Genomic DNA, 19,412 nt, shown 5'->3' with positions numbered 1-19,412 from the left:
TTGCAAAAGGCTTCAAAGATAAATCTGACCGCCTAAAGGCGGTGGTTTTAACCCTGCTTCGGACAATAAAGCCCGGTCGCGGCGAGGATGAGAAACCAGGCCAGCATCACGGGGCCAAAGAGCTTGCCGACCCGTGCCGTGCCACGGTGCTGAATCGCGAACAGGGCGATCAGCACCAGCACCGTCAGCTCCGGGACGGCGTCGGTCAACTCCGGCGTAACCAGTTCCAGACCCTGCACCGCGCTCAACACCGAGATGGCCGGGGTCAGGAGCCCATCACCGATCAGCATGGCGCTGGCGACCACGCCCAGCAGCAGCGCCAGCGAGCGTGCCCGTCCCTGGCTGCGGCGACGCAGCAGGGTGGCGAGCGCGATGACGCCGCCGTCCCCATCGTTGTCCGCAGACAGCACGAAGAGCATGTACTTGACGCCGACGACCAGCACCAGGGACCAGAAGATCAGCGAGAGCACGCCGAGGACGTTGACCACTTCGACCGACAGACCCGCGCCGCCGAAGAGGATGTTCATGGTGTAGATCGGGCTGGTGCCGATGTCGCCGAACACCACCCCCAGGGCGGCGATGACGAGAGCGAGCCCGACCGGTTCGCGCTTAGAGACGTTGGCTGACATGGGACATCCCGTGAAACGTCATGACATTCGGCCTGCATCGAGAATGACGGGGTGCCGTCATTTCCGCACGCTCGGCTTCAAGAGCGACAACAAGGGCAGCATCAACACGAAGCTCAGGGCGATCATGCCGAACACCTGGGTGAAGGCGAGCATCGAGGACTGGCGGCTGAGCTCGTTGGTGAGCAGCACGGCGGCCTTTGGGTTGGACAGCGTCAGTCCCTGAACCTGGAGCCAGTGGTGCAGGGCCGGATTGAAGGGGTTGATGTGTCCGCCGAGCTGGTTCCAATCCGCCTGGCCGAAACGGCTGTACCAGGTCGCGGCAATGGACACGCCGATGGAGCTGCCGATACTGCGCGATAGGTTGTAGAGCCCGGCCCCCGCGTCGGTCTGTGACGCCGGGAGGGTCACATAGGCCAGGGTAGAGAGCGTGACGAAGATGGATCCCATGCCGACGCCTTGGAGCACCCCAGGCCAGATGAGCCAGCCGGGGCTGATGTCGAGGCTGTACCAGGACATCACCCAGGTCGCGCCGCCAGCCAGGCCCATGCCGACCGCGATGATCCAGCGCGCATCGACCCGCCCGGAGATCCGAGCCACGATCAGCATGCCGAGGGCCGCGCCGAACCCGCGCGGGGCCATGACCAGACCGGTCGTCTCGACCGGGTAGCCGAGCAGGCGCTCCATCAGCAGCGGCTGGATGGCGATGGTCCCGAACAGCGCGAGCCCGAACACCAGCATCAGCGTCGAGGCCAACGCCAGGTTGCGGTCGGCGAACAGCCGCAGATCGACGATCGGCTGCTTGGCGGTCAGCCCACGCCAGACGAAGAGTGCGAGCCCAACGACCGCCGTGAGGGTCAGCAGCAGGATGACGCCCGAATCCCACCAGCCCTCCTGATTGCCGCGATCGAGCATGGTCTGCAGGCTGCCGATGCCGACGATCATCAGCAGCGCCCCCAGCCAATCGGTGCCGGCCGGCTGACGCGGGGTTTCGCGAATGCTGCGTGCAACCATCGCCAGGTTGAGCAGTCCGACCGGCAGATTGATATAGAACACCCAGCGCCAGTCGAGATGCTCGGTGACCAGTCCGCCGACCGTCGGTCCAAGGACCGGACCGAGCATCACCCCGATCCCCCAGATCGCCATCGCCTTGCCGCGTTGCTCGGCCGGGAAGAGAGTGACCAGCACGCCTTGTGAAAGCGGGATCAGCGGAGCCCCGGCGATGCCCTGAAGCAGACGGAAGACCACCATTTGCGACAGGGATTCGCTCAGTCCGCAGGCGGCCGAGGCGATCACGAAGCCGGCGATGCCGACCAACATCACACGTCGGCGCCCAAAGCGCGCGGCCAACCAGCCGGTCAGCGGGATGGTGACCGCCTCGGCGACGATGTAGGCGGTCAGAACCCAGGTCACCTGATCCGCCGTCGCGCCCAGGGCGCCCATCATGTGCGGCAGCGTCACGTTGACGATGGTCATGTCCATGATGGCCATGACGGTGGTCAGCATCACGCTCGCGGCGGGCAGGATGCGTCCCGAGGTGGGTGCGTCGCTCATCGGCTCATGCCTCCCGTCGCGGCTAGTCGGCGGTGGTGTCGACGCGGACCTCGGCGCTGGCGCCGACGCGTAGCGCGGGCACCGGGTCGAGGATGCGCACCCGCACGGCGAAGCGCTGCGTCACCTTGACCCAGTTGCCGGTCGCGTTCTCCGCCGGCAGCAGTGAGAAGGATGCGCCAGAAGCGGGACTTAGCCCTTCCACCTCGCCCTTGAAGTCCTTGCCCGGCAAGAGATCGACCGAAACGGTCGCCGGCTGTCCCGGACGAATGCGCGGCAGATCGGTCTCCTTGAAGTTGGCGTCGACCCAGACGTCATGGCTCTCCACCAGCGCGAACAGGGCGCTGCCGCTGTCCACATAGCTGCCCGGACGCAAGTCGAAATCGCCGACGATACCGTCGGCCGGGGCGGCAATGCGGGTGTGCTGGAGATCGAGCCGCGCCTGATCCAACGCGGCCTGAGCGGACCTGACCGCCGCGTTGTCGTCCCCGAGCGCGCCGCGCGCGGCCTTGGCGGCGCTCAACTCCGCCCGCGCGCTGGTCAGAGCGCCCTGGGCGTCGAGCCTCGACTGCTCGGCGCTGTCGCCGACATCCTTCGATGCCGAGCCCTTGGCAACCAGGTCGGCGATGCGTTTGGCGTGACGTTCGGCCTGGTCGGCATTGGCTTGAGCCGAGGCCAGTTGCGCCTGGGCGGCATCGACGCGCGCGTTCGCGGCCTCCAGGCTTTCCTTGGCCTGCTGGAGCTGCGCCTCGGCCTTGCGAACGGCCAGCCTGAAGGGCTCGGGATCGATGGTCAGGAGGAGATCGCCGCGCTTCACCGCCTGGTTGTTATGGACCAGGACGGACTGAATGGGACCGCTGACCTGCGCGGCGATATTGACCAGATGCCGCCCCAGATAGGCGTCGGAGGTTGATGGATGGGCGCTCGAATAGCTGTTGTACCACCAGACACCGCCGCCGAGCGCCGCAATGACTGGAATACCGATCAGAACATGGCGGAGTTTCATGGCCGCAGTCTCCTTCTCTGTCGTAAATAGGCGGGCGGCACATGGCCGTGATGGGCGATCTCCTCAAGCGTCAGCGCGGCCAGGGCGGGGTCCCGTGGGTGACCCGTAGCGGTGATGACCACCGCTGCCGCATGCGCGGATCGCAACTGGGCGACGGCATCGAAGACCGGGGTATCCGGGGGCTGAGCCAGCGCCATGACGGGCCTGCCGCCGCCGGCCGGCAGAAGCGCGCGCACCTCGCCGTCGAGGCGCAGCACCTGATGGAAACGGGAGGAGTCGCGCAGCGGCTTGGTTCCCTCGCGCGTCGGCGTGTCGGCCAGATCGGCGATGCTGCGCAGGAGCATGAGCGGCGTATGCAGCGACTGGGGCACCGGCTGGCCGCGCCGGCTGAGCTTCATGGTGTAGAGGCTGTCCTGCATTACCAGACGGCGCACGCCATGCGCCGCGCCCACGACCAGAATCAGCGGCAAGACGGCGTGATACTCGTGGGTCATCTCCAGGATCATCACCATCACGGTGAGCGCCGCGCCGGTGGCTCCAGCGACCATTCCGGCCATGCCGATCACCGCGCTGGCGACGGGGTCCAGCGGCAGCTCGGGAAAGAGTGCGCGGGCGGCATAGGCGAAGGCCGCACCCAGACAGGCCCCGATGAACATGGACGGCGAGAAGACGCCACCCGAGGCGCCCGAACCCAACGTCAGGGAGGTGGCGAGCAGCTTGGCGCCCAGCAACAGCAGGAGCAGACCGGGCGCGGTCAGCACCTTGTCGAGGATGTCCTGAATGGTGGCGTAACCGACCCCCTGCACGTAATAGTGACCGTAGTGGCTCTGGAGCCCGAGCATGAGCAGACCGACCAGCAGCATGCCAGCGGCGTGACGGCTGTAGTAGTTGCCGGGCATGCGATCGAAGAGATCCTCGAAGCCGTAGATGGCGCAAATGAGCACGACGGCCCCCAAGCCCTGGATCACGCCCAGCAGCGCGTAAGCGACCATCACCTCGGGCGCGAAGCTCTGGTGGGTGTTCAACTCCAGCGGCGGGATGACGAACGAGGGGTGATCGCCGAAATAGAGCCGACCGACGGCGGTCGCGGTGACGACGGACAGGATCACCGGGGCCAGGGTCCGGGCGCTGACCTCGGTCATGATCAGTTCGACGGCGAACAGGATGCCGCCGAGCGGGGTGTTGAAGGTGGCCGCGATGCCGCCGCCCGCCCCGCAGGCGATTAGGGCGATGCGCTGCCACTCCGGCAGATGCGTCCACTGCGCGAGCGTCGAGCCGAAGGCGGCCCCGATCTGGATGATGGGACCTTCGCGCCCCACCGACCCCCCGGTGCCGATCGACAGGGCCGAGGCGAGCGATTTGACCAGCGCCACGGACGGACGAATCCGCCCCTTCTGGTAGTAGATGGCGCCGATCACCTCCGGGACGCCGTGTCCCTTGGCCTCCGGGGCGAAGGTCTTGACCAGCCAGGCGACCACCAAGGCGCCAGCGACCGGGACCAGGACGATAAAAAGACCGAAGGGGCTGGTCGGTGTGTGCTGGTTGGCGTCGTAGTCGAAGGAGAAGACGCCGAAAAAGGCCAGGTTGTGGATCCCGCCGATCATGGCTCGGAAGAGAATGGCTCCAATGCCTGCGATCGCGCCGACCAGAACCCCCAAGCCGATCAGCCTCGGGACGAGTTGGCCGTATTCCTCGATGGGCTGTGAGTCGCGCATCCTGATCCCCAACGCAAGCTGCCGATACCGGAAGGGCTCCCCGACTCGACCGACCGATGTGTCTTGAATGTCTGGCGGTGGCTTCTTCAGCACCGCCCTCTCCTTCGCTCTAAGCAAAGAGTCTGCCACCGGCTCAGGCAACTGAATCGCCAGCGCGAGGCAGGCTCACCGGCATTCAGTCAGGCGATCGTTGGTTCATAAGAACCAGGGTTGCTGGTTCTTGAACCGAACGACCGTGCGACTGAAAGGGCGCGGGGCTGGATACGCAGGCACCATTGCGCGTACAGATTGAATCCGAGTCGAGCAATCGCACCTTGAGCACCTTCACACCATGATCGACTTCGCCACAACCGCGCCTCGGCTGCTCGGCGCCGAGCTGTACGTCGACAGACCCCGGCATGTCGTCCATCATGGGCAACGGCACCGGTTTGGATGAACGTCGCCCCCAGGCCAGCGATGGCGATCGGCCGCCGAACGCATTGCGTCTTTTGGAAGCACCTCATGATGACGATCGATTCTGCTAGACCCGCTTGCCCGAATGCGCTGACCCGGCCTCTGGCGGGCCTCACGGCCGATAGGTTCGCGCCCAGTTGGCGCCAGGCGCTCGTCAGGGGCTCCGCCGCGCTCGGGGGGCTCGTTGGCGAGCGGCCCGACGCCGCGCAGCGCTGGGGCACCGCATAATGACCGGCCTGGAACTGCTGACCGGGCTCCTGGTCGCGGCGCATCTGCTGCTGCAGATCGCGGTCGCGATCCGGGTCATTCTGCGCCCGCACCGCGACCCTGCGTCCCGGATGGCCTGGCTGGTCGTGATCTTCTCGCTGCCTGTCCTCGGGCTGATTGCCTACCTGCTGCTCGGCGAGACCAATATCGGACGCCGCCGAGCGGAACGCCGGCAGCGACTCGTGTCCCGGCTGCAAAAAGTCGTCGCCGCAGCCCCGACAGCCGCGATGGAGTCCGACTGTCAGGTGCCAGAGCGCCACGCCCACCTGTTCCAGACGGGCCGCTCCATCACGGGCTTCACCCCGGTGTGCGGCAATACCGGTGCATTGATGCCGGGCTCGGACGCGACCGTCGATGCCATGATCGCCGACATCGACGCCGCCACGGATCACGTGCACCTGCTGTTCTACATCTGGCTGCCGGACCGCAACGGCTGCCGGGTCGCCGAGGCACTGCGGCGCGCGGCGGCACGCGGCGTCGTCTGCCGCGCCATAGCGGACGATCTGGGCTCGCGCCTGATGATCGGCTCCAAGCACTGGAAGACCATGGCGGCATCGGGTGTCCGCCTGGCGCGGGCCTTGCCCATCGGCAGCCCGCTTCGGCGTGTTCTCAGTGGGCGCATCGATCTGCGCAATCACCGCAAGATCGTCGTCATCGACGGCCGAATCACCTATTGCGGCAGCCAGAACTGCGCCGATCCGGAGTTTTTCGTCAAGGCGAAGTACGGGCCCTGGGTCGATGCCGTGATCCGTTTCGAGGGTCCGATCGCGCGACAGAATCAGGGCCTCTTCGCGACGGACTGGATGGCCCATGTGGACGAAGACCTCGGCGATCTGCTTCGACAGCCGTGGCCGGATGGCGTAGCGGGAGGTTTCCCGGCGCAAGTCATCGGAACCGGACCAACGGTGCGCTATTCGGCCATGCCGGAGCTGTTCGAGGCGTTGACCTACGCCGCCCGGCACGAGCTGGTGATCACCACGCCCTACTATGTCCCCGACGAGGCCATGCAGGCGGCCTTGTGCGCCAGCGCCCGTCGAGGCGTCGACACCACCATCGTCTTCCCGGCCCGGAACGACTCTTGGATCGTCTCTGCGGCGAGCCGCAGTTATTACGCCGATCTGCTCGATGCCGGGGTGCATATCTTCGAGTACGTCGGCGGCCTGCTGCACACCAAATCGCTCACGCTCGACGGCGAGATCACCCTGATCGGCTCGGCGAACATGGACAGGCGCAGCTTCGAACTCAATTACGAGAACAACATCCTGCTTCACGACCCCGAGCTCACCGCAGCAGTCCGTGACCGCCAGGCGCAGTACATCGCCAGCGCCAACGCCGTTTCCCCAGACCAGGTCGCCGGCTGGAACTGGCGCCGAAGGCTCTGGAACAACGCCGTCGCAATCCTGGGGCCGGTTCTTTGATCTGACCGAAGGCCGGTGCGGCCGAGTTGGCGCGACCGCACGTCCCCGCGCTCACGGGACTGCGGAGGGGAAACTGGAGGCTGCGCACTCAAGCGGGACTCCCGCAGCGATGCGCTCTGCGCAGAAGCGCTTACACGAGGTCCTCAGCGGCCATCCCGCTTGAGCTCCCGGATGAGCTGCTCGACCGAGGCGTCATCGGGCGCCAACCGCTGCAACTCTTGCGCGTACTGGATCGCGTTCTCTCGCTCGCCAGCCTCGCGGCTGAACGCCACCAGGGCCGACAGGGATTCGAGATCGCCGGGATGGCGCTGGCGGTTCGCCTCCAGCACGTCGATGGCCTGACGCTGTCGTCCGCTGGAGTGCAGCGCGACGGCGTAGACATAGCTGTAGCGGGCATTGTCCCCGGCAAGCTCGACCGCTCGCGCCAAGGGAGACAGCGCCTGATCGAGCTTCTTCTGACGAACGAGGGACAGTCCGAGGGCGTGGTGCAGATCGGCGCTCTCCGGGTTGCGCTCCAGACCGCTGCGCAGGAATCCGTCCGCCTCCTGCTCACGCCGCAGACGACTGAGCAGGTGGGCAATGTTCACATAGGCCGGAATGAATCTGGGCTGAAGACCGATGGCCTTGCGATAGGCCAGCTCCGCCTCCGTGCTACGGCCCAGGTCGGCATAGAGGGCCCCGAGGTTGAGCTGCGCCTCGGGGCGCTCCGCATTGAACTCCTGTACCGCGATGTATTCCGCAATGCCCTGAGCGAGCCGCTCCCGCACGGACTCGGGCAGCCGATCGGCTGGCAAGGGAGCCAGGAGCCGCGCGGCGGCGATGCGCACCGCCTTCAGATCGTCCCAGAGCAGCGAAGCGGCAAGTATCCGCTGAGCGGGGGCGAAGGACTCCAGCCCACCGAGTGCGCCGAGACGCTCGAGCGGGTCCTCGGCATCGAGACCGGCCTGGAGGCGCTCCAGCGCCGCCGCGTCCGGGTAGGCGCTCAGCGCCTGCAGTGCGGTGGCTCGGGCGATTTCCGGCTGCTCCGCATCGGCGGCGATTCTTTGCAGCAGATCCGCCGCTCCGGGAACGCGCTGGCGGGCCGCATAAAAGGCCGATGCATAGTGCTGGTATCCCTCGGCCGGGGTTCCGTACCAGATCTTCACCTGATCTGCCGCCCATTGCGGCGTCTTGTCCGCGTGGCAGCGGTTGCAGGCGTTCGGAGTGCCCATGGCCACCGATTGGTCGGGCCGAGGGATCCTGAAGCTGTGATCGTGCCGGGCGTCGACCACCATGTAATGGGTCGGCGGCATATGGCACTCGACGCAGCTGCCGCCCACCGACCCTTGCGCATGGAAATGGTGCCTCTCGGTCGCATACCGCTCGGCGGTATGGCACTGGTAGCAGACGCTGTCGCCAGGGGTGCGCAGGTTGGCGGCATGCGGGTCATGGCAGTCGGAGCAGGTAACGCCCGCGTGGTACATCCTGCTTTGAAGGAACGAGCCCCAGACGTAGACCTCATCCTCGATCTGACCATCCGGGTGGTAGAGCCCCTCGGTCAGCAAGGCCGGTCGGAAGGCGTCCAGAAAGGGCTGCCCCGCAACGACTTCATCCGTCATCTGGCTGCGCCGACTATGGCAGCGGGCGCAGACCTGAATCTCGTTGCTGGTCGTCCTGGGCTGCGAACGCGCGGCCTTACCGCTTGTCGGGTCGATCGACCAGCGCACGCCGGCGCGCTCGTTCAAACGCACCGTCAATCCCATGTCCGGCTGGCGCGATGGCTCGCCCTGTGCCGCCGCCTCGGCCCACTGCACATGCCGCGCACCTGGACCGTGACAGGCCTCGCAGGAGACGTCGATCTCGGACCAGGTGGTGTGGTAGGTGCCGCGCGACGCGTCGTAGCCCTTCCGGAGATTGGTGGAATGGCAATCGGCGCACATGTAATTCCAATTGAGATTCGGCCCCGTCCAGTGGAGCACGTCGTCGTGAAGCACGGGATCGTCCGGGTGGAGATGGATCCAGCGCTGGCCGCCCTGCCCCTTGGGCCGACTGTCCCAGGCGATGTCCAAGGCCTGCAGGCGGCCCCCGGAGAGCTCGATCAGGTATTGCTGCAGCGGGAAGACGCCGAAGGTGTAGCTGATCGGGTAGTCCTGGAGCCTGCCGTCTGGGCCATCCGTGCGCACCATGAACCGACCGTCCTTGCAGTAGAAGCGGGAGACGACGCCGAACTGCTCGAAGGACACGTCGTCGAAATCCCCGAGCACGGAGGTCTCGTTGGCCTCCTGCATCGCCAGATCGTGGTGCGACTCGCTCCAGCGAGCCGCCTCCTCCGCGTGACAGACGGCGCATTGAGCACGCCCCACGAAGCCCGAGGACGAACCGTCGGCGCTCAATTGCGATGCCCAGAGCAAGATGGCCCCGATCAGAAATCGTCTCGTGACCACAGCTGCCGACCGAGTAGCGACACCACGAGAGAGGCAAGACTTGGTTGTTGCGTCACGAGGGCTCCAGCATTGATGGAACGTTGATGGAACGTGAATCCGCCTGTCGGGGCTCTCGCCTGACGCAAGCGATCATCGGCCGCGCCTAGCCAGGCACACTGAAACGAAAGTGGCACCACGCCTACGGATCTGGGGCGAAGATCCGTTTCCAGTCGTTCTTCATGCTGATGACGATCCAGCCCTTGGCCGTCGCCTCATCCATCAGCGACTGCGGATCGCCCTGGGCCAGTTCTATCGGTGGATCATCTCCGGCGGATTCCGACGATCTGGCGGCGACGACCAACCGCCGACCCGCCAGAATCCGGTCTTCCGTAAGATCGTCGAACGACTCCAGCCGAGCGACGGTGGTGCCAAAACGCTCCGCGATCGTCGAGAGCTGGTCGCCGATCGCGACCCTGCGGAGCTGGCTCGCGGCGTCGTATTGGCCTTGCGCATGCTGACGCGGCCCGATGTCTGCAGCAGACACGAACGCGGTCCCGATGAGCCAAAGCACACTGAGGGCGATGGGGCGCAACGCGCAAGCACCGCACCAGGTCGAATCGTCTTGCCACTCATCTCGCCTTCCCCCGATTGTCATTGAGGTGCTCAAAGCGAGCGCGTTCATTATCCAGCACCGAACCTGCTTACACGGGTTCCTGGACCGCAAGGCGTTGATAACGGTCGTAGGCCGCCTCGGTGCCGACGTAGACACAGTTGCAGTCGACAGCATCGGCATAAACAAACCTAGGCTTGCCATCGGGTCCGGTTGTGCGGGTGAGCTTGCGCTGTGGTAGTGAGCCGACCTTGCCGATCTGAGCCTGCGTCTTGGCGAACTTCATCTTGAAGCCTGCCGCAGCCAGTTGCCGCTCGGCATCCAACGCATCGCAGACCGGGCTGAGCGAGCGCTAGCGCGCCGCGCAAACGCAGCGCGATCATGTAAGCGCCGAGTCTAGTCCGCGACAAATCCAGCTCCTATCCGTAACGACCCGGAACGCTGCGAGGTACGTGGCTGGAAAGCGTCTGCTTGCGAGACGCTCTACACTTGACCACGTCAAAGTGACCACCACAATCCGGCTCGGATCGGCCTTGCTCCCCTGCTCGACACGCTACCGCAGTTGACTCAAGCCCCAGCCGCACGGCGGCGCAAGTCCTCCTCGACGGCGTCCAATGCCTGGCGGATCGCGGTCAGAATCATGGTGTCAGAGAGCTCCTGGTCCAGGTCGGGCACGTCCCACGCGAAGATCGATCGGTACTTCTCGACCAGATGTCTCACGTCCTTCACGAGCTGGCTGCTTTGGGCGGCCAGTTCCAATCGTTCCATCGTTGCCATCTTGCTTGCCTCCTATTGGAATCAAGGAAATAGATACCGGCCACTCGCTGGCGAATCGTTCGACCAGACCGCCCTGGGCGCCGCCCCCGAATCGAGACCGTCAGTCACTCGTCTTCAACCCATATTTCTGCACCCGATACCGCAGCTTCTCCCGAGTGGTGCCGAGCACGCGCGAGGTCTGGCTGACGTTCTCGGCGTTGCGCCGCAGCACCTCGGCGAGAATGGCGCATTCCATATCGTCCAGGCTGAGCGAGCCGTCCAAGGGTAGGCATAGGCGGTCCCCGTCCTGGACGACCGCCCGTGCCTGGCCTTCGGATGCGGGTTCGCCCAGGTACAGCCAGCGTTCGGGGAACACGGGGCCGTCCGCGAGGAGCACGCAGCGCTCGACCAGGTTTCTCAGCTCGCGCACGTTGCCCGGCCAGTCGTAGGCGGCGAGTCGGCTCCAGACCGATGGCGGAACGGTCTCGACCCGCTGCCCGGAGCGGGTGTTGAACTCCTTGATGAAGACGGGCAGCAGGTCTTCGAGGTCCTCTTTACGATCGCGCAGCGCGGGGACTTCGAGCCGGAAGACGGCGAGACGATGGTAGAGATCGGCGCGGAAGGCGCCGTCGGCGACTCGCTTCTGGAGCTCTCGATTGGTTGCGGCGATGATCTGGAGGTCGATCTCCAGCTCGCGCTCGCCGCCGACACGGCGGATGCGATGATCCTCGATCGCCTTGAGCAGCTTGGCCTGGAGGTCCAGCTCCAGTTCGCCCAGTTCGTCAAGGAACAGGGTGCCGCCATTGGCCTGTTCGATGAGTCCGCGCCGACGGCCCTTGGCCCCGGTGAAGGCGCCCGCCTCGTGTCCGAACAGCTCGGCCTCCATCAGCTCTCTGGGCAAGGCGGCGCAGTTGACCTCGATCAGCGGACCGGAGGCACGCGGCCCGGCGTTGTGGAGGATGCGTGCCATCAAGCCCTTGCCGGTGCCGGTCTCGCCGGTGATGAGCAGACCCGAGAAGGGGACCTTGGACAGACGCTCGAGCATGTCGCGGGCATCGGCTGCGGCCTGGCTGCGGCCGATGAAGGCCTCCGGCCCGTAGCGGTTGCCGCGCAGGCGCTCTTCATCGCTCAGGCGGCGCTGCGCCCGCGCGCTGCGCGCGGCGCCGGCGACGACGAGTTGCAGCCGCTCCAACTCGCACGGCTTCTCCAGAAAATCGAAGGCGCCGAGCTTGAGCGCACGCACGGACTCGGGAATACCGCCGTAGGCGGTCAAGAAGATCCACTCCCCTCCGATCCCGCGTTTGCGGACCTTCTCCAGCAGGTCGAGAGCATTGCCGTCGGGCAGATTCATGTCGGAGAGCACGACCAGCGGCTCCAGGTTACGCTCGAACAGAAAACGCTCCGCCTCGGCCAGATCGAAGGCTTGGACGGCATCCCAGCCGCTCGATACCAGCTCGGCGCACAGCTCGGCGCCCAGCAGGCGCTCGTCCTCGATGACCAGCAGGGTTTCAGACATGGGACGTCGCTCCGGTGGACGCGTGAGGTCGGCAGGGTAGACGCAGGGTGACGGCGGCACCATGGGGCGTCTGGTTGGCGAGATGTAGATCGCCATCGTGGTCGCGCACGAAGCGGCGGACCATGGCGAGCCCCAGGCCGGTGCCACCCTTGCGCCCGGTGGCGAATGGGCGGATGCCGGCGCGCAGCAGATCCTCGGGGAATCCTGGTCCCGAATCGATGACGCTGACGCTCAGCTCGCCGCTTTCCAGTCTGGAGGCGATCTGGATGCGGCCAGCGTCCGGTATCGCCTGCACGGCGTTGAGGACCAGATTGAGCAGGGCCTGGCGCAGACCGGCGGCGGGCAGGAGACAGCGCAGATCGCTCGGGATCTGGGCATTGATCGCGATCCGCTCCGGGATCTGGTAGCGCAGCAAGGTTAGCAGCTCATCGACGAGCCGATCGACGGCGATCTCTTCGAGCGGCTCCGGCAGATGGCGCGCGGCGTCCACCTGGCTGGTGAGCAGGTGATTGATACGCTTGAGCTCGTCGATGACGGCCGCGATGCGGGCTGCGTGCTCGGTGTCGGCCAATGCCCGATGGAGTTTGCCGCATGCCATCTGGATGCCGGCGAGCGGATTGCGCAGCTCGTGCGCGAGCCCGGCGGATACAGCGCCTATAGCGGCAAGCCGCTCGGCTCGGCGCAGCTCGCGGCTCTGGGCAAGCAGCGCCTCGGTGGCTTGCCGCACCTCCTGCTCCAGCGTCTGCTCGCGGTCGCGATGGTCGGCCTCCAGCGCTTGCAGGCGTGCAACCAGCTCGTTGTAGCTGTTAAAGGCGGGGTGTGCGACCCTGTCGATGTTGCCGATCAGCACCTCGGGAACAGGCCGGTAGTCCTTTCGCGCCAGGCGGACCAGCAGGTCCTCCATGGCCCGCAGCGGCAGCTTGACGCGCGAGCGGATGAACAGCAGGGTGGCACCGAACACGAAGGGACCGACCAGCAATAGCAGGACCGTCAATTTGATCTCTGTCGCCGCATCCCGTCCGATCTGGGTCAGCAGCCAGTCGTGGCGCTCACGTTCGCTATCGAGAACCTGGCGAATCTCGGCGAGCGCCTGGAACAGGAGATCGACCGTTCGCGCCTTGGCATCGCCGAGCTGCGTCCCGACACGCTCTAACCGCATCACGGTCTGCGGGTGCAGCGCCCCCTCCAGCCGTGCGATCTCTTGGACCTGATCGCGGAGCGCGACCAGCTCCGAGCGCGCGATCGGCGTCCCACGCAAACCCTTGAGCAGTATCTGCTCCATGTTCAGTCCAACGCTCTGGATCCGCTCGACATGCTCGAGGTGCGACTGGACCGGCGCCAAACGCTCCAAGCTGTGCCAGGAGACGAAGAGCATCCCGATCAGGGCCGCCAGCACGACGCCGACCGATATCCAGAGCGGGAGCCAGAACATCCGTCGGACCGCAAATGAATCGAGTGTTGGGCTGACCTCGGAGGAAGCGCGATTCCTGCTCGACATCTCTTGCGTGACCTCTCTTTTCGGTTGGACAAGGTCCAGGCACGGCGGTTAGGGCATCGCGAACGGGGGTTATGGTGCCGAGCCGTCCGGCTTGCGCCGACGCTTGCGAAGCGCTCTGGAGACCGTTCAGCAAACTTCATACCGCCCGAAAAATCTCCGTCTGCTCGGGAGCCGGGGACGGATGATCGGCTCCGGCCTGGTTCACTACAACCAGCCTGGGTCGCATCGACCAGGACAGGGCCGGCCCACGAACACGGAGGACTGCACCGATGAACCGACGCGATTTCCTCTATGATGACAGGCCATCTGGGTCACACTGACGCAGCCTATCAACGCCATCACCTGTCCGATCACGCCATCCGCCATGCCCAGAGTCGATACCGACCGCTTCTACCGCTACTCCCTCGAACACTACGGCCACACCGCCAAAGGTGTGCAGTGGACTTCGACCGACAGCCAGTTAACCCGCTTCGAGGCCCTACGGCGGTTTCTTCCGGAGGATCTGTCGACCCTGACCCTCGCCGACGCAGGCTGCGGACTCGGGGATTTCTTCGCCTTTCTCAGCGCACGCGGCGAGCGTCCCGGACGCTATCTCGGGCTCGATGTGGTGGAGCCCATGGTGGAGGCCGCCCGGTTGCGCACCGGCCGCGAGATCCTGCTCCTGGATGTCCTGCAGAAGGACCTGCCACCGGCCGACTACTACGTCTGCAGCGGGGCCATGAACACCCTGACGCGGGAAGAGACGCAGTCCTTCATCGAGCGCTGCTTCATGGCCTCCACCGAGGGCTTCGTGTTCAACCTGCTCTTTGGACAGGACGCCCCGCTCAGCTACAACCTCTGCCTACCGGAAGAGGTGCGCGCCTGGACCGCACATCTCGAAGCCGAGATGGTGGTCGCCAACGACTATCTCCCGGACGATTTCACGGTCGCCCTCAGACATCGGCGCTGAGGGGGCTTGCACGCCCCCAGGTCTGGGGCGTTGTCCTTCTCGCGAGGGTTCGGCGTACTCCCTGAAGGCGTTACGCACCGAGTGCTCGACATCGATCGGCATGTCGCGCCAGCCCGTTCCCCACGGCATCCTCGACCAGATCCGAGCCAGGGCCGGATCGCCGCCGACTCGCCACCCTCAATCGAGACATGTCCGCTCGCATCCAGTAAAAACGAGGAGTCGGATAGTCATCGCAGCGATCTTTAGTAGATAATGATTCTCATTAACTACATATCCGACACATCATATCGATGGAAAACGCAGCGACCTCGATGCTGGATCAATATCGGTCGACCTTCTTGGAGGATGGCCTCTTCCGCTCGGAGAACACGCCGAACGCTCAGGGTGGGATGCGGCGACGCGAGTTGCTGAAGGTCGTCGACGGCAGCGGCTACATGGAGCACCTGGTGTTCTCGAACGGACTCATGGCCGGACGCGGCGACTATCGAGTGGACCGCAACCACTCGGGAGCCTACAGGGACATGGAAACCTTTTTCGGAGCAAGCCTGCTGCTCGAAGGGACACTCGATCTCGAAATCCCGGATCTGGGTTTCCATGAGCAGATCTCGGCGAACCAGACCTGGATCCGCGCCGGGCGCGTCGCATCCATTCGCTATGCCCAGCCAGCCAACGAGAAAACACGGGCAATCTCGATCGACGCCCCAGCTTCATTGCTGGAGCAGTGGCGAGAGGAGGCGCCGAAGGCGCTCAATCCGGGCATTCGCGCGGCACTGAGACACGCGGGCCCCCTGCTCCGTCCATTGCCCGGGGCGCACCGGCCGTTGCGTGCGATCGGTTGGCGGATGCTGCAGGTCGACACCGCCAGCCTCTGCGGACGCCTCCAATTCGAATCGCTGGCACTGGATCTGCTCGCCGCACTGCTTCGGGTCGAGGACGGCACCTCGGCCGATCTCACCCCGGCCGAGCGGCGCGAGCGCCGGCTGCACGTCGCGCTCGACGAGGCCCGCGACATCCTCGACGCCGAATGGGCCTCGCCGCCGACGATCGGCGAACTCGGACGCCGGGTCGGACTCAACGAGTGCTATCTCAAGGCCGGCTTCCGCGATCGCTTCGGGAGCACGATCGGCGCCTATGCTCGCAGGCAGCGTCTGGAGCAGGCGCGCCGGCTCATCGAGCGCGAGGGTCACGGCGTGCAGGAGGCCGCCTTCGCGGTCGGCTTCACCAACCTCGGCTGGTTCGCGTCCAACTTCCGCTCCCAGTTCGGCTGCCTGCCGTCGCACCTCGCCCGAGGCGCCTGATCCTTCGTTCGAAACTGGAACCGCAAAGGCGCGAAGTACGCAAAGAAACCGAACGCTTCTCTTGTGCTTCCGACTCACCGTTCGGGGAGACATGCGTTCCCTGACAATCGATCGAAATCCTTCGCGCGCTGCGCATCCTTTGCGGTTCGATGGCTCCGACCCAAGTCCAGCCGACGCCGGCTTTTCCCGATCCGAGCGATCATTTTCCCGTCCCGAACAGTGCCCGGTCATGCAAATAAGAATAATGATCATCTGCATCGGGTGATCGATTCCTCCATGGGTCGAGCACTCCAGTCGACCGCTTGAACCCTTGGATGACGAGCCCTGCGATGACCGAACTGACCGGCATTCCCGAAACCATGCTCTGGACCCTGCACAACCGTGCGAGCGAGGCCGTGCGCCCCGACGGCTTCATCCGCGACCCGGAGGCGGCCCGCATCTACGCGAGCATCGACTACGACTACGCGCGCAGCTTCGGGCGCCCGGACGGATCGCACGCGACCCGCTCGGCCATGTTCGACGAGGTCGTGGGCGACTGGATGAAGCGCCATCCGGGCGGCACGGTCGTCGAGCTCGGCTGCGGTCTGGAGACCCAGTTCCAGCGCATCGACGACGGCCAGGTGCGCTGGCTGTGCGTCGACGTGCCCGAGGCCATCGCGGTGCGCGAGCGCTTTCTCGCGCCCAGCGAGCGCTGCCGCTTCGTTCCAAAGAGCGCGCTCGATCTCTCCTGGATGGAATCGGTCGAGCCCTCCGAACCCCTCTTCGTCACGGCCCAGGGTCTCTTCATGTACTTCGAGGAGGCCGAGGTGAAGCGCCTCCTGACCGCTATCCTGGAGCGCTTCCCGGACGTCGAGCTGATGTTCGACGTCATCCCGCGCTGGCTCTCGCGCAAATCCATGGCCGGACTCCAGAAGACCCGGCATTACCGGGTTCCCAAGATGCCCTGGGGCATCGGCCAAGGCGAGCTGGAGCCACTGCTCCGCTCCTGGAGCCCCCGCATCGGATCCGTGCGCCTGATGCCCTATCGGCGATTCCGTCTCTTTCCATGGTCGCTGTTCCCGCTGATGGCCCGAATCCCAGGACTGCGCGAAGGCATGCCCTGGATCGTCCATCTCACCGCCTCGGACGCCAGGCGCAGCTGAGACCCTCCCCTTTCATTCCACAACCACGCGATCGCCCCGAACGCCCATCGCGCGTTCGGCGGGCGATGTCTGCCCTGTTCCAGCATTCCCTGGGGGATTTCATGCAGCGATTGAACGAAAGATGGCTGTCCTCGATTCTGATCTCGACGGCTGTGGCCGCCTTGCCGGGCCTCGCCGGGGCCGACGAAGAGGCCGCCGTGGAACTGCAGTCGGTGACGGTGACGGCACGGCTCGGCGAGGAAGCGGCCAAGGAGGTCCCCTTCAGCGTCAGCGTCCTGAGCAGCGAGGATCTGGAGGCCCAACGTCTCGTCACGCTCGAGGACGCCCTGAGACAGACCCCGGGCGTCGACGTCAATTCCTCGGGCGGCGCGAGCGACGCCAACATACGCATCCGCGGCGTCGGCTCGCTCTACCAGGTCAACGCCGAGGACGGCTCGGTGGTCATCCATATGGACGGCGTTCCGCTTTCGGGTCGCGACGCCTCGCTCTCGACGCTCGACGTCGAGCGGGTCGAGATCCTGAAAGGGCCGCAAGGGACCCTGTTCGGACGCAACAGCGAGGCCGGCGCCATCAATATCCGCAGCCGCCGTCCGACGCGCGAGCGCGAGGGATACCTCCGCATCGAGGGCGGCCAGGAGGGTCAGCAGCTCGAAGAGGCCGCCGTCGGCGGTGCAGTCTCCGAGAGCCTCATGGCCCGGCTCGCGGTGCGCAACTCGGGATCGGACAACCCGGTCGACAACGATGAGACCGGCGATCCCGTGACCTATCAGCGCGACCTCGCCTTCCGCGGCTCGCTGCTGTGGGAGATCGCCCCCGCCACCTCGGCCTTCCTGAGCGTCCAGCACCAGGAGATGAACGGACAGATCCCCCAGATCGTGCTGATGCCCTACGGCGATCATCCGAGCGTCGACGTCTCCCGCAGCTCGGTCGACGACAACGAGAAGACGCTCGACATCCAGTCGCTCGAGATCCAGCACGACCTCGCGAACAGCCGCATCACCTCGGTCACCTCCTACAGCCAGTCGGATCTCTCGATCGACAAGGTGTACGGACGCAAGGTCATGCAGGCGCTCTACGGCTATGGGATCGAGTACCCGGCCAGCGACGTCTCGGATAAGAACACCTTCAATCAGGACCTGCGCTGGTCGTCCCTGCCCGAATCCCCCGTCTTCTGGGTCATGGGCGTCAACGTCACCCGATCGAAGCGCACCATGGATTCGATCGATCACCTCAAAGACAGCGCCCAAGATCGCCGTTTCGACACCCACAGCGACGCCGTCTACGGCGAGGTCACCTATCCGCTCGGCGACGCCTTCAAGGTCACCGGCGGCTGGCGCCACACCTGGGACCGCAAGCGCTACGGGGCGACCTACAGGGACCCGAGCGGCCATCGGACCGCAGACAGCCGCCGGCTCAGCGACAACTACGACACCGGCCGCGTCGCCCTCTCCTACGCGCTGAACCCGGCGACCAATGTCTATGGCATCCTCTCGCGCGGCTACAAATCGGGCGGATTCAACGACTATGCGACCCAGGTCGCCGACAGCACACCCTACCGGGCGGCGGTCGTGAACAGCGCCGAACTCGGCTTCAAGAGCGAGTCCGAGGACGGCCGCTTCGACCTGAGCGGCGCACTCTTCTTCAACAGCGTCGCCGACGACCATCTGCTCGGCTACGACATCGCGACCCTAGCCACCCAGGCGATCAACGCCGACACCGAGAGCCTGGGCGCCGAGCTCCAGGGTACCTGGCGCGTCGGCGGCGGGCTCTCGCTCTCGGGCGGACTGAGCTACATCGACGCCACCATCACCAGCGACGCCACCGGGGTGCAGGGCGGCGACGTCGAATCCGGCAACCGGGTGCCGGACGTGCCGCGCTGGAGCGGCCTGCTCAACGCCAGTTATCAGCGGGCGCTGGACGATTTCTGGGGACTCTCGGCGCCGGTGCTCAACGCCCGCATCGACTACCGCTACAACGGCTCGCGTCCCGCCGATCCGCAGAACCACTTCGACCTCGACGCCTATCACAAGATCGACCTGCACCTGGGCCTGCTGGTCGGCGACGCCGAGGTCTATCTCTGGGCCGACAACCTGCTCGACGAGCGCTACGACCTCTACGGCTACTATCTGGCCCCGGGGGTCGATATCGGCATGCCCAGCCGCGACCGCACGCTCGGCCTCGGCGTCAGCTATCTCTTCTGATCGC

At 65.6% G+C, this 19,412-nt stretch carries 15 protein-coding genes; 5 read left to right on the top strand and 10 right to left on the bottom strand.

Features of this window, described 5'->3' with window-relative positions; genetic code table 11:
- Positions 1 to 47 precede the first annotated feature (47 nt).
- The 4 genes from ACFSJC_RS12630 to ACFSJC_RS12615 are packed head-to-tail and all read right to left on the bottom strand — an operon-like array spanning position 48 to position 4,898.
- Positions 48 to 629: a KUP/HAK/KT family potassium transporter gene (locus tag ACFSJC_RS12630; protein WP_386027217.1), complete on the bottom strand. Its 582-nt coding sequence runs from the start codon at positions 627 to 629 to the stop codon at positions 48 to 50.
- Between the two features lie 57 nt (positions 630 to 686).
- Positions 687 to 2,180, bottom strand: a complete 1,494-nt coding sequence (locus tag ACFSJC_RS12625) for a DHA2 family efflux MFS transporter permease subunit (protein ID WP_386027215.1) — start codon at positions 2,178 to 2,180, stop codon at positions 687 to 689.
- Between the two features lie 22 nt (positions 2,181 to 2,202).
- The gene (locus ACFSJC_RS12620; protein WP_386027213.1) at positions 2,203 to 3,183 is read right to left on the bottom strand and encodes an HlyD family secretion protein; all 981 of its coding nucleotides are present in this window, start codon (positions 3,181 to 3,183) and stop codon (positions 2,203 to 2,205) included.
- Positions 3,180 to 4,898: a chloride channel protein gene (locus ACFSJC_RS12615; RefSeq protein ID WP_386027211.1), complete on the bottom strand. Its 1,719-nt coding sequence runs from the start codon at positions 4,896 to 4,898 to the stop codon at positions 3,180 to 3,182. The genes ACFSJC_RS12620 and ACFSJC_RS12615 overlap by 4 nt, the downstream gene beginning before the upstream one ends.
- A 680-nt stretch (positions 4,899 to 5,578) precedes the next feature.
- Here ACFSJC_RS12615 and cls point away from each other — a divergent pair.
- Positions 5,579 to 7,036, top strand: a complete 1,458-nt coding sequence (gene cls, locus ACFSJC_RS12610) for a cardiolipin synthase (RefSeq protein WP_386027209.1) — start codon at positions 5,579 to 5,581, stop codon at positions 7,034 to 7,036.
- Between the two features lie 143 nt (positions 7,037 to 7,179).
- Here cls and ACFSJC_RS12605 read toward each other — a convergent pair whose 3' ends face one another.
- The 6 genes from ACFSJC_RS12605 to ACFSJC_RS12580 form a co-directional block, all read right to left on the bottom strand.
- Positions 7,180 to 9,426, bottom strand: a complete 2,247-nt coding sequence (locus ACFSJC_RS12605) for a multiheme c-type cytochrome (RefSeq protein ID WP_386027207.1) — start codon at positions 9,424 to 9,426, stop codon at positions 7,180 to 7,182.
- 211 nt (positions 9,427 to 9,637) lie between these two features.
- Positions 9,638 to 9,982, bottom strand: a complete 345-nt coding sequence (locus ACFSJC_RS12600; RefSeq protein ID WP_386027204.1) for a LysM peptidoglycan-binding domain-containing protein — start codon at positions 9,980 to 9,982, stop codon at positions 9,638 to 9,640.
- A 157-nt stretch (positions 9,983 to 10,139) separates the two neighbouring features.
- The gene (locus ACFSJC_RS12595; protein WP_386027202.1) at positions 10,140 to 10,373 is read right to left on the bottom strand and encodes a hypothetical protein; all 234 of its coding nucleotides are present in this window, start codon (positions 10,371 to 10,373) and stop codon (positions 10,140 to 10,142) included.
- Positions 10,374 to 10,615: 242 nt separating this feature from the next.
- On the bottom strand, positions 10,616 to 10,825 hold the full coding sequence (locus ACFSJC_RS12590) for a hypothetical protein (RefSeq protein ID WP_386027200.1): 210 nt from the start codon (positions 10,823 to 10,825) through the stop codon (positions 10,616 to 10,618).
- Between the two features lie 100 nt (positions 10,826 to 10,925).
- Entirely contained in the window at positions 10,926 to 12,320 is a 1,395-nt protein-coding gene (locus tag ACFSJC_RS12585; protein WP_386027197.1) for a sigma-54-dependent transcriptional regulator, read from the bottom strand.
- Positions 12,313 to 13,752: a two-component system sensor histidine kinase NtrB gene (locus ACFSJC_RS12580; protein WP_386027195.1), complete on the bottom strand. Its 1,440-nt coding sequence runs from the start codon at positions 13,750 to 13,752 to the stop codon at positions 12,313 to 12,315. The genes ACFSJC_RS12585 and ACFSJC_RS12580 overlap by 8 nt, the downstream gene beginning before the upstream one ends.
- A 430-nt stretch (positions 13,753 to 14,182) precedes the next feature.
- Between ACFSJC_RS12580 and ACFSJC_RS12575 the strand changes: the two genes are divergently transcribed.
- The 4 genes from ACFSJC_RS12575 (at position 14,183) to ACFSJC_RS12560 (ending at position 19,408) form a co-directional block, all read left to right on the top strand.
- Positions 14,183 to 14,767, top strand: a complete 585-nt coding sequence (locus ACFSJC_RS12575; protein ID WP_386027192.1) for a class I SAM-dependent methyltransferase — start codon at positions 14,183 to 14,185, stop codon at positions 14,765 to 14,767.
- A gap of 290 nt (positions 14,768 to 15,057) precedes the next feature.
- Positions 15,058 to 16,065 carry a helix-turn-helix transcriptional regulator gene (locus ACFSJC_RS12570; protein ID WP_386027189.1) on the top strand — a complete coding sequence of 336 codons (1,008 nt, stop codon included), beginning with the start codon at positions 15,058 to 15,060 and terminating at the stop codon, positions 16,063 to 16,065.
- 329 nt (positions 16,066 to 16,394) lie between these two features.
- The gene (locus ACFSJC_RS12565; RefSeq protein ID WP_386027186.1) at positions 16,395 to 17,207 is read left to right on the top strand and encodes a class I SAM-dependent methyltransferase; all 813 of its coding nucleotides are present in this window, start codon (positions 16,395 to 16,397) and stop codon (positions 17,205 to 17,207) included.
- A 101-nt stretch (positions 17,208 to 17,308) separates the two neighbouring features.
- Positions 17,309 to 19,408: a TonB-dependent receptor gene (locus tag ACFSJC_RS12560; protein WP_386027183.1), complete on the top strand. Its 2,100-nt coding sequence runs from the start codon at positions 17,309 to 17,311 to the stop codon at positions 19,406 to 19,408.
- Positions 19,409 to 19,412 lie beyond the last annotated feature (4 nt).

This window comes from Thiorhodococcus fuscus (assembly GCF_042682685.1).
Classification (GTDB): domain Bacteria; phylum Pseudomonadota; class Gammaproteobacteria; order Chromatiales; family Chromatiaceae; genus Imhoffiella; species Imhoffiella fuscus.
This window is presented reverse-complemented; position numbering and strand designations above follow the sequence as displayed.

What these genes read in the sequence shown, in the direction of transcription:
- ACFSJC_RS12580 (WP_386027195.1), bottom strand. Translation starts at nt 13,752, where the DNA reads ATGTTCTGGCTCCCGCTCTGGATATCGGTCGGCGTCGTGCTGGCGGCC.
- ACFSJC_RS12620 (WP_386027213.1), bottom strand. Translation starts at nt 3,183, where the DNA reads ATGAAACTCCGCCATGTTCTGATCGGTATTCCAGTCATTGCGGCGCTC.
- ACFSJC_RS12565 (WP_386027186.1), top strand. Translation starts at nt 16,395, where the DNA reads ATGACCGAACTGACCGGCATTCCCGAAACCATGCTCTGGACCCTGCAC.
- ACFSJC_RS12630 (WP_386027217.1), bottom strand. Translation starts at nt 629, where the DNA reads ATGTCAGCCAACGTCTCTAAGCGCGAACCGGTCGGGCTCGCTCTCGTC.
- ACFSJC_RS12625 (WP_386027215.1), bottom strand. Translation starts at nt 2,180, where the DNA reads ATGAGCGACGCACCCACCTCGGGACGCATCCTGCCCGCCGCGAGCGTG.
- ACFSJC_RS12615 (WP_386027211.1), bottom strand. Translation starts at nt 4,898, where the DNA reads ATGCGCGACTCACAGCCCATCGAGGAATACGGCCAACTCGTCCCGAGG.
- ACFSJC_RS12590 (WP_386027200.1), bottom strand. Translation starts at nt 10,825, where the DNA reads ATGGCAACGATGGAACGATTGGAACTGGCCGCCCAAAGCAGCCAGCTC.
- ACFSJC_RS12575 (WP_386027192.1), top strand. Translation starts at nt 14,183, where the DNA reads ATGCCCAGAGTCGATACCGACCGCTTCTACCGCTACTCCCTCGAACAC.
- ACFSJC_RS12570 (WP_386027189.1), top strand. Translation starts at nt 15,058, where the DNA reads ATGGAAAACGCAGCGACCTCGATGCTGGATCAATATCGGTCGACCTTC.
- cls (WP_386027209.1), top strand. Translation starts at nt 5,579, where the DNA reads ATGACCGGCCTGGAACTGCTGACCGGGCTCCTGGTCGCGGCGCATCTG.
- ACFSJC_RS12560 (WP_386027183.1), top strand. Translation starts at nt 17,309, where the DNA reads ATGCAGCGATTGAACGAAAGATGGCTGTCCTCGATTCTGATCTCGACG.
- ACFSJC_RS12585 (WP_386027197.1), bottom strand. Translation starts at nt 12,320, where the DNA reads ATGTCTGAAACCCTGCTGGTCATCGAGGACGAGCGCCTGCTGGGCGCC.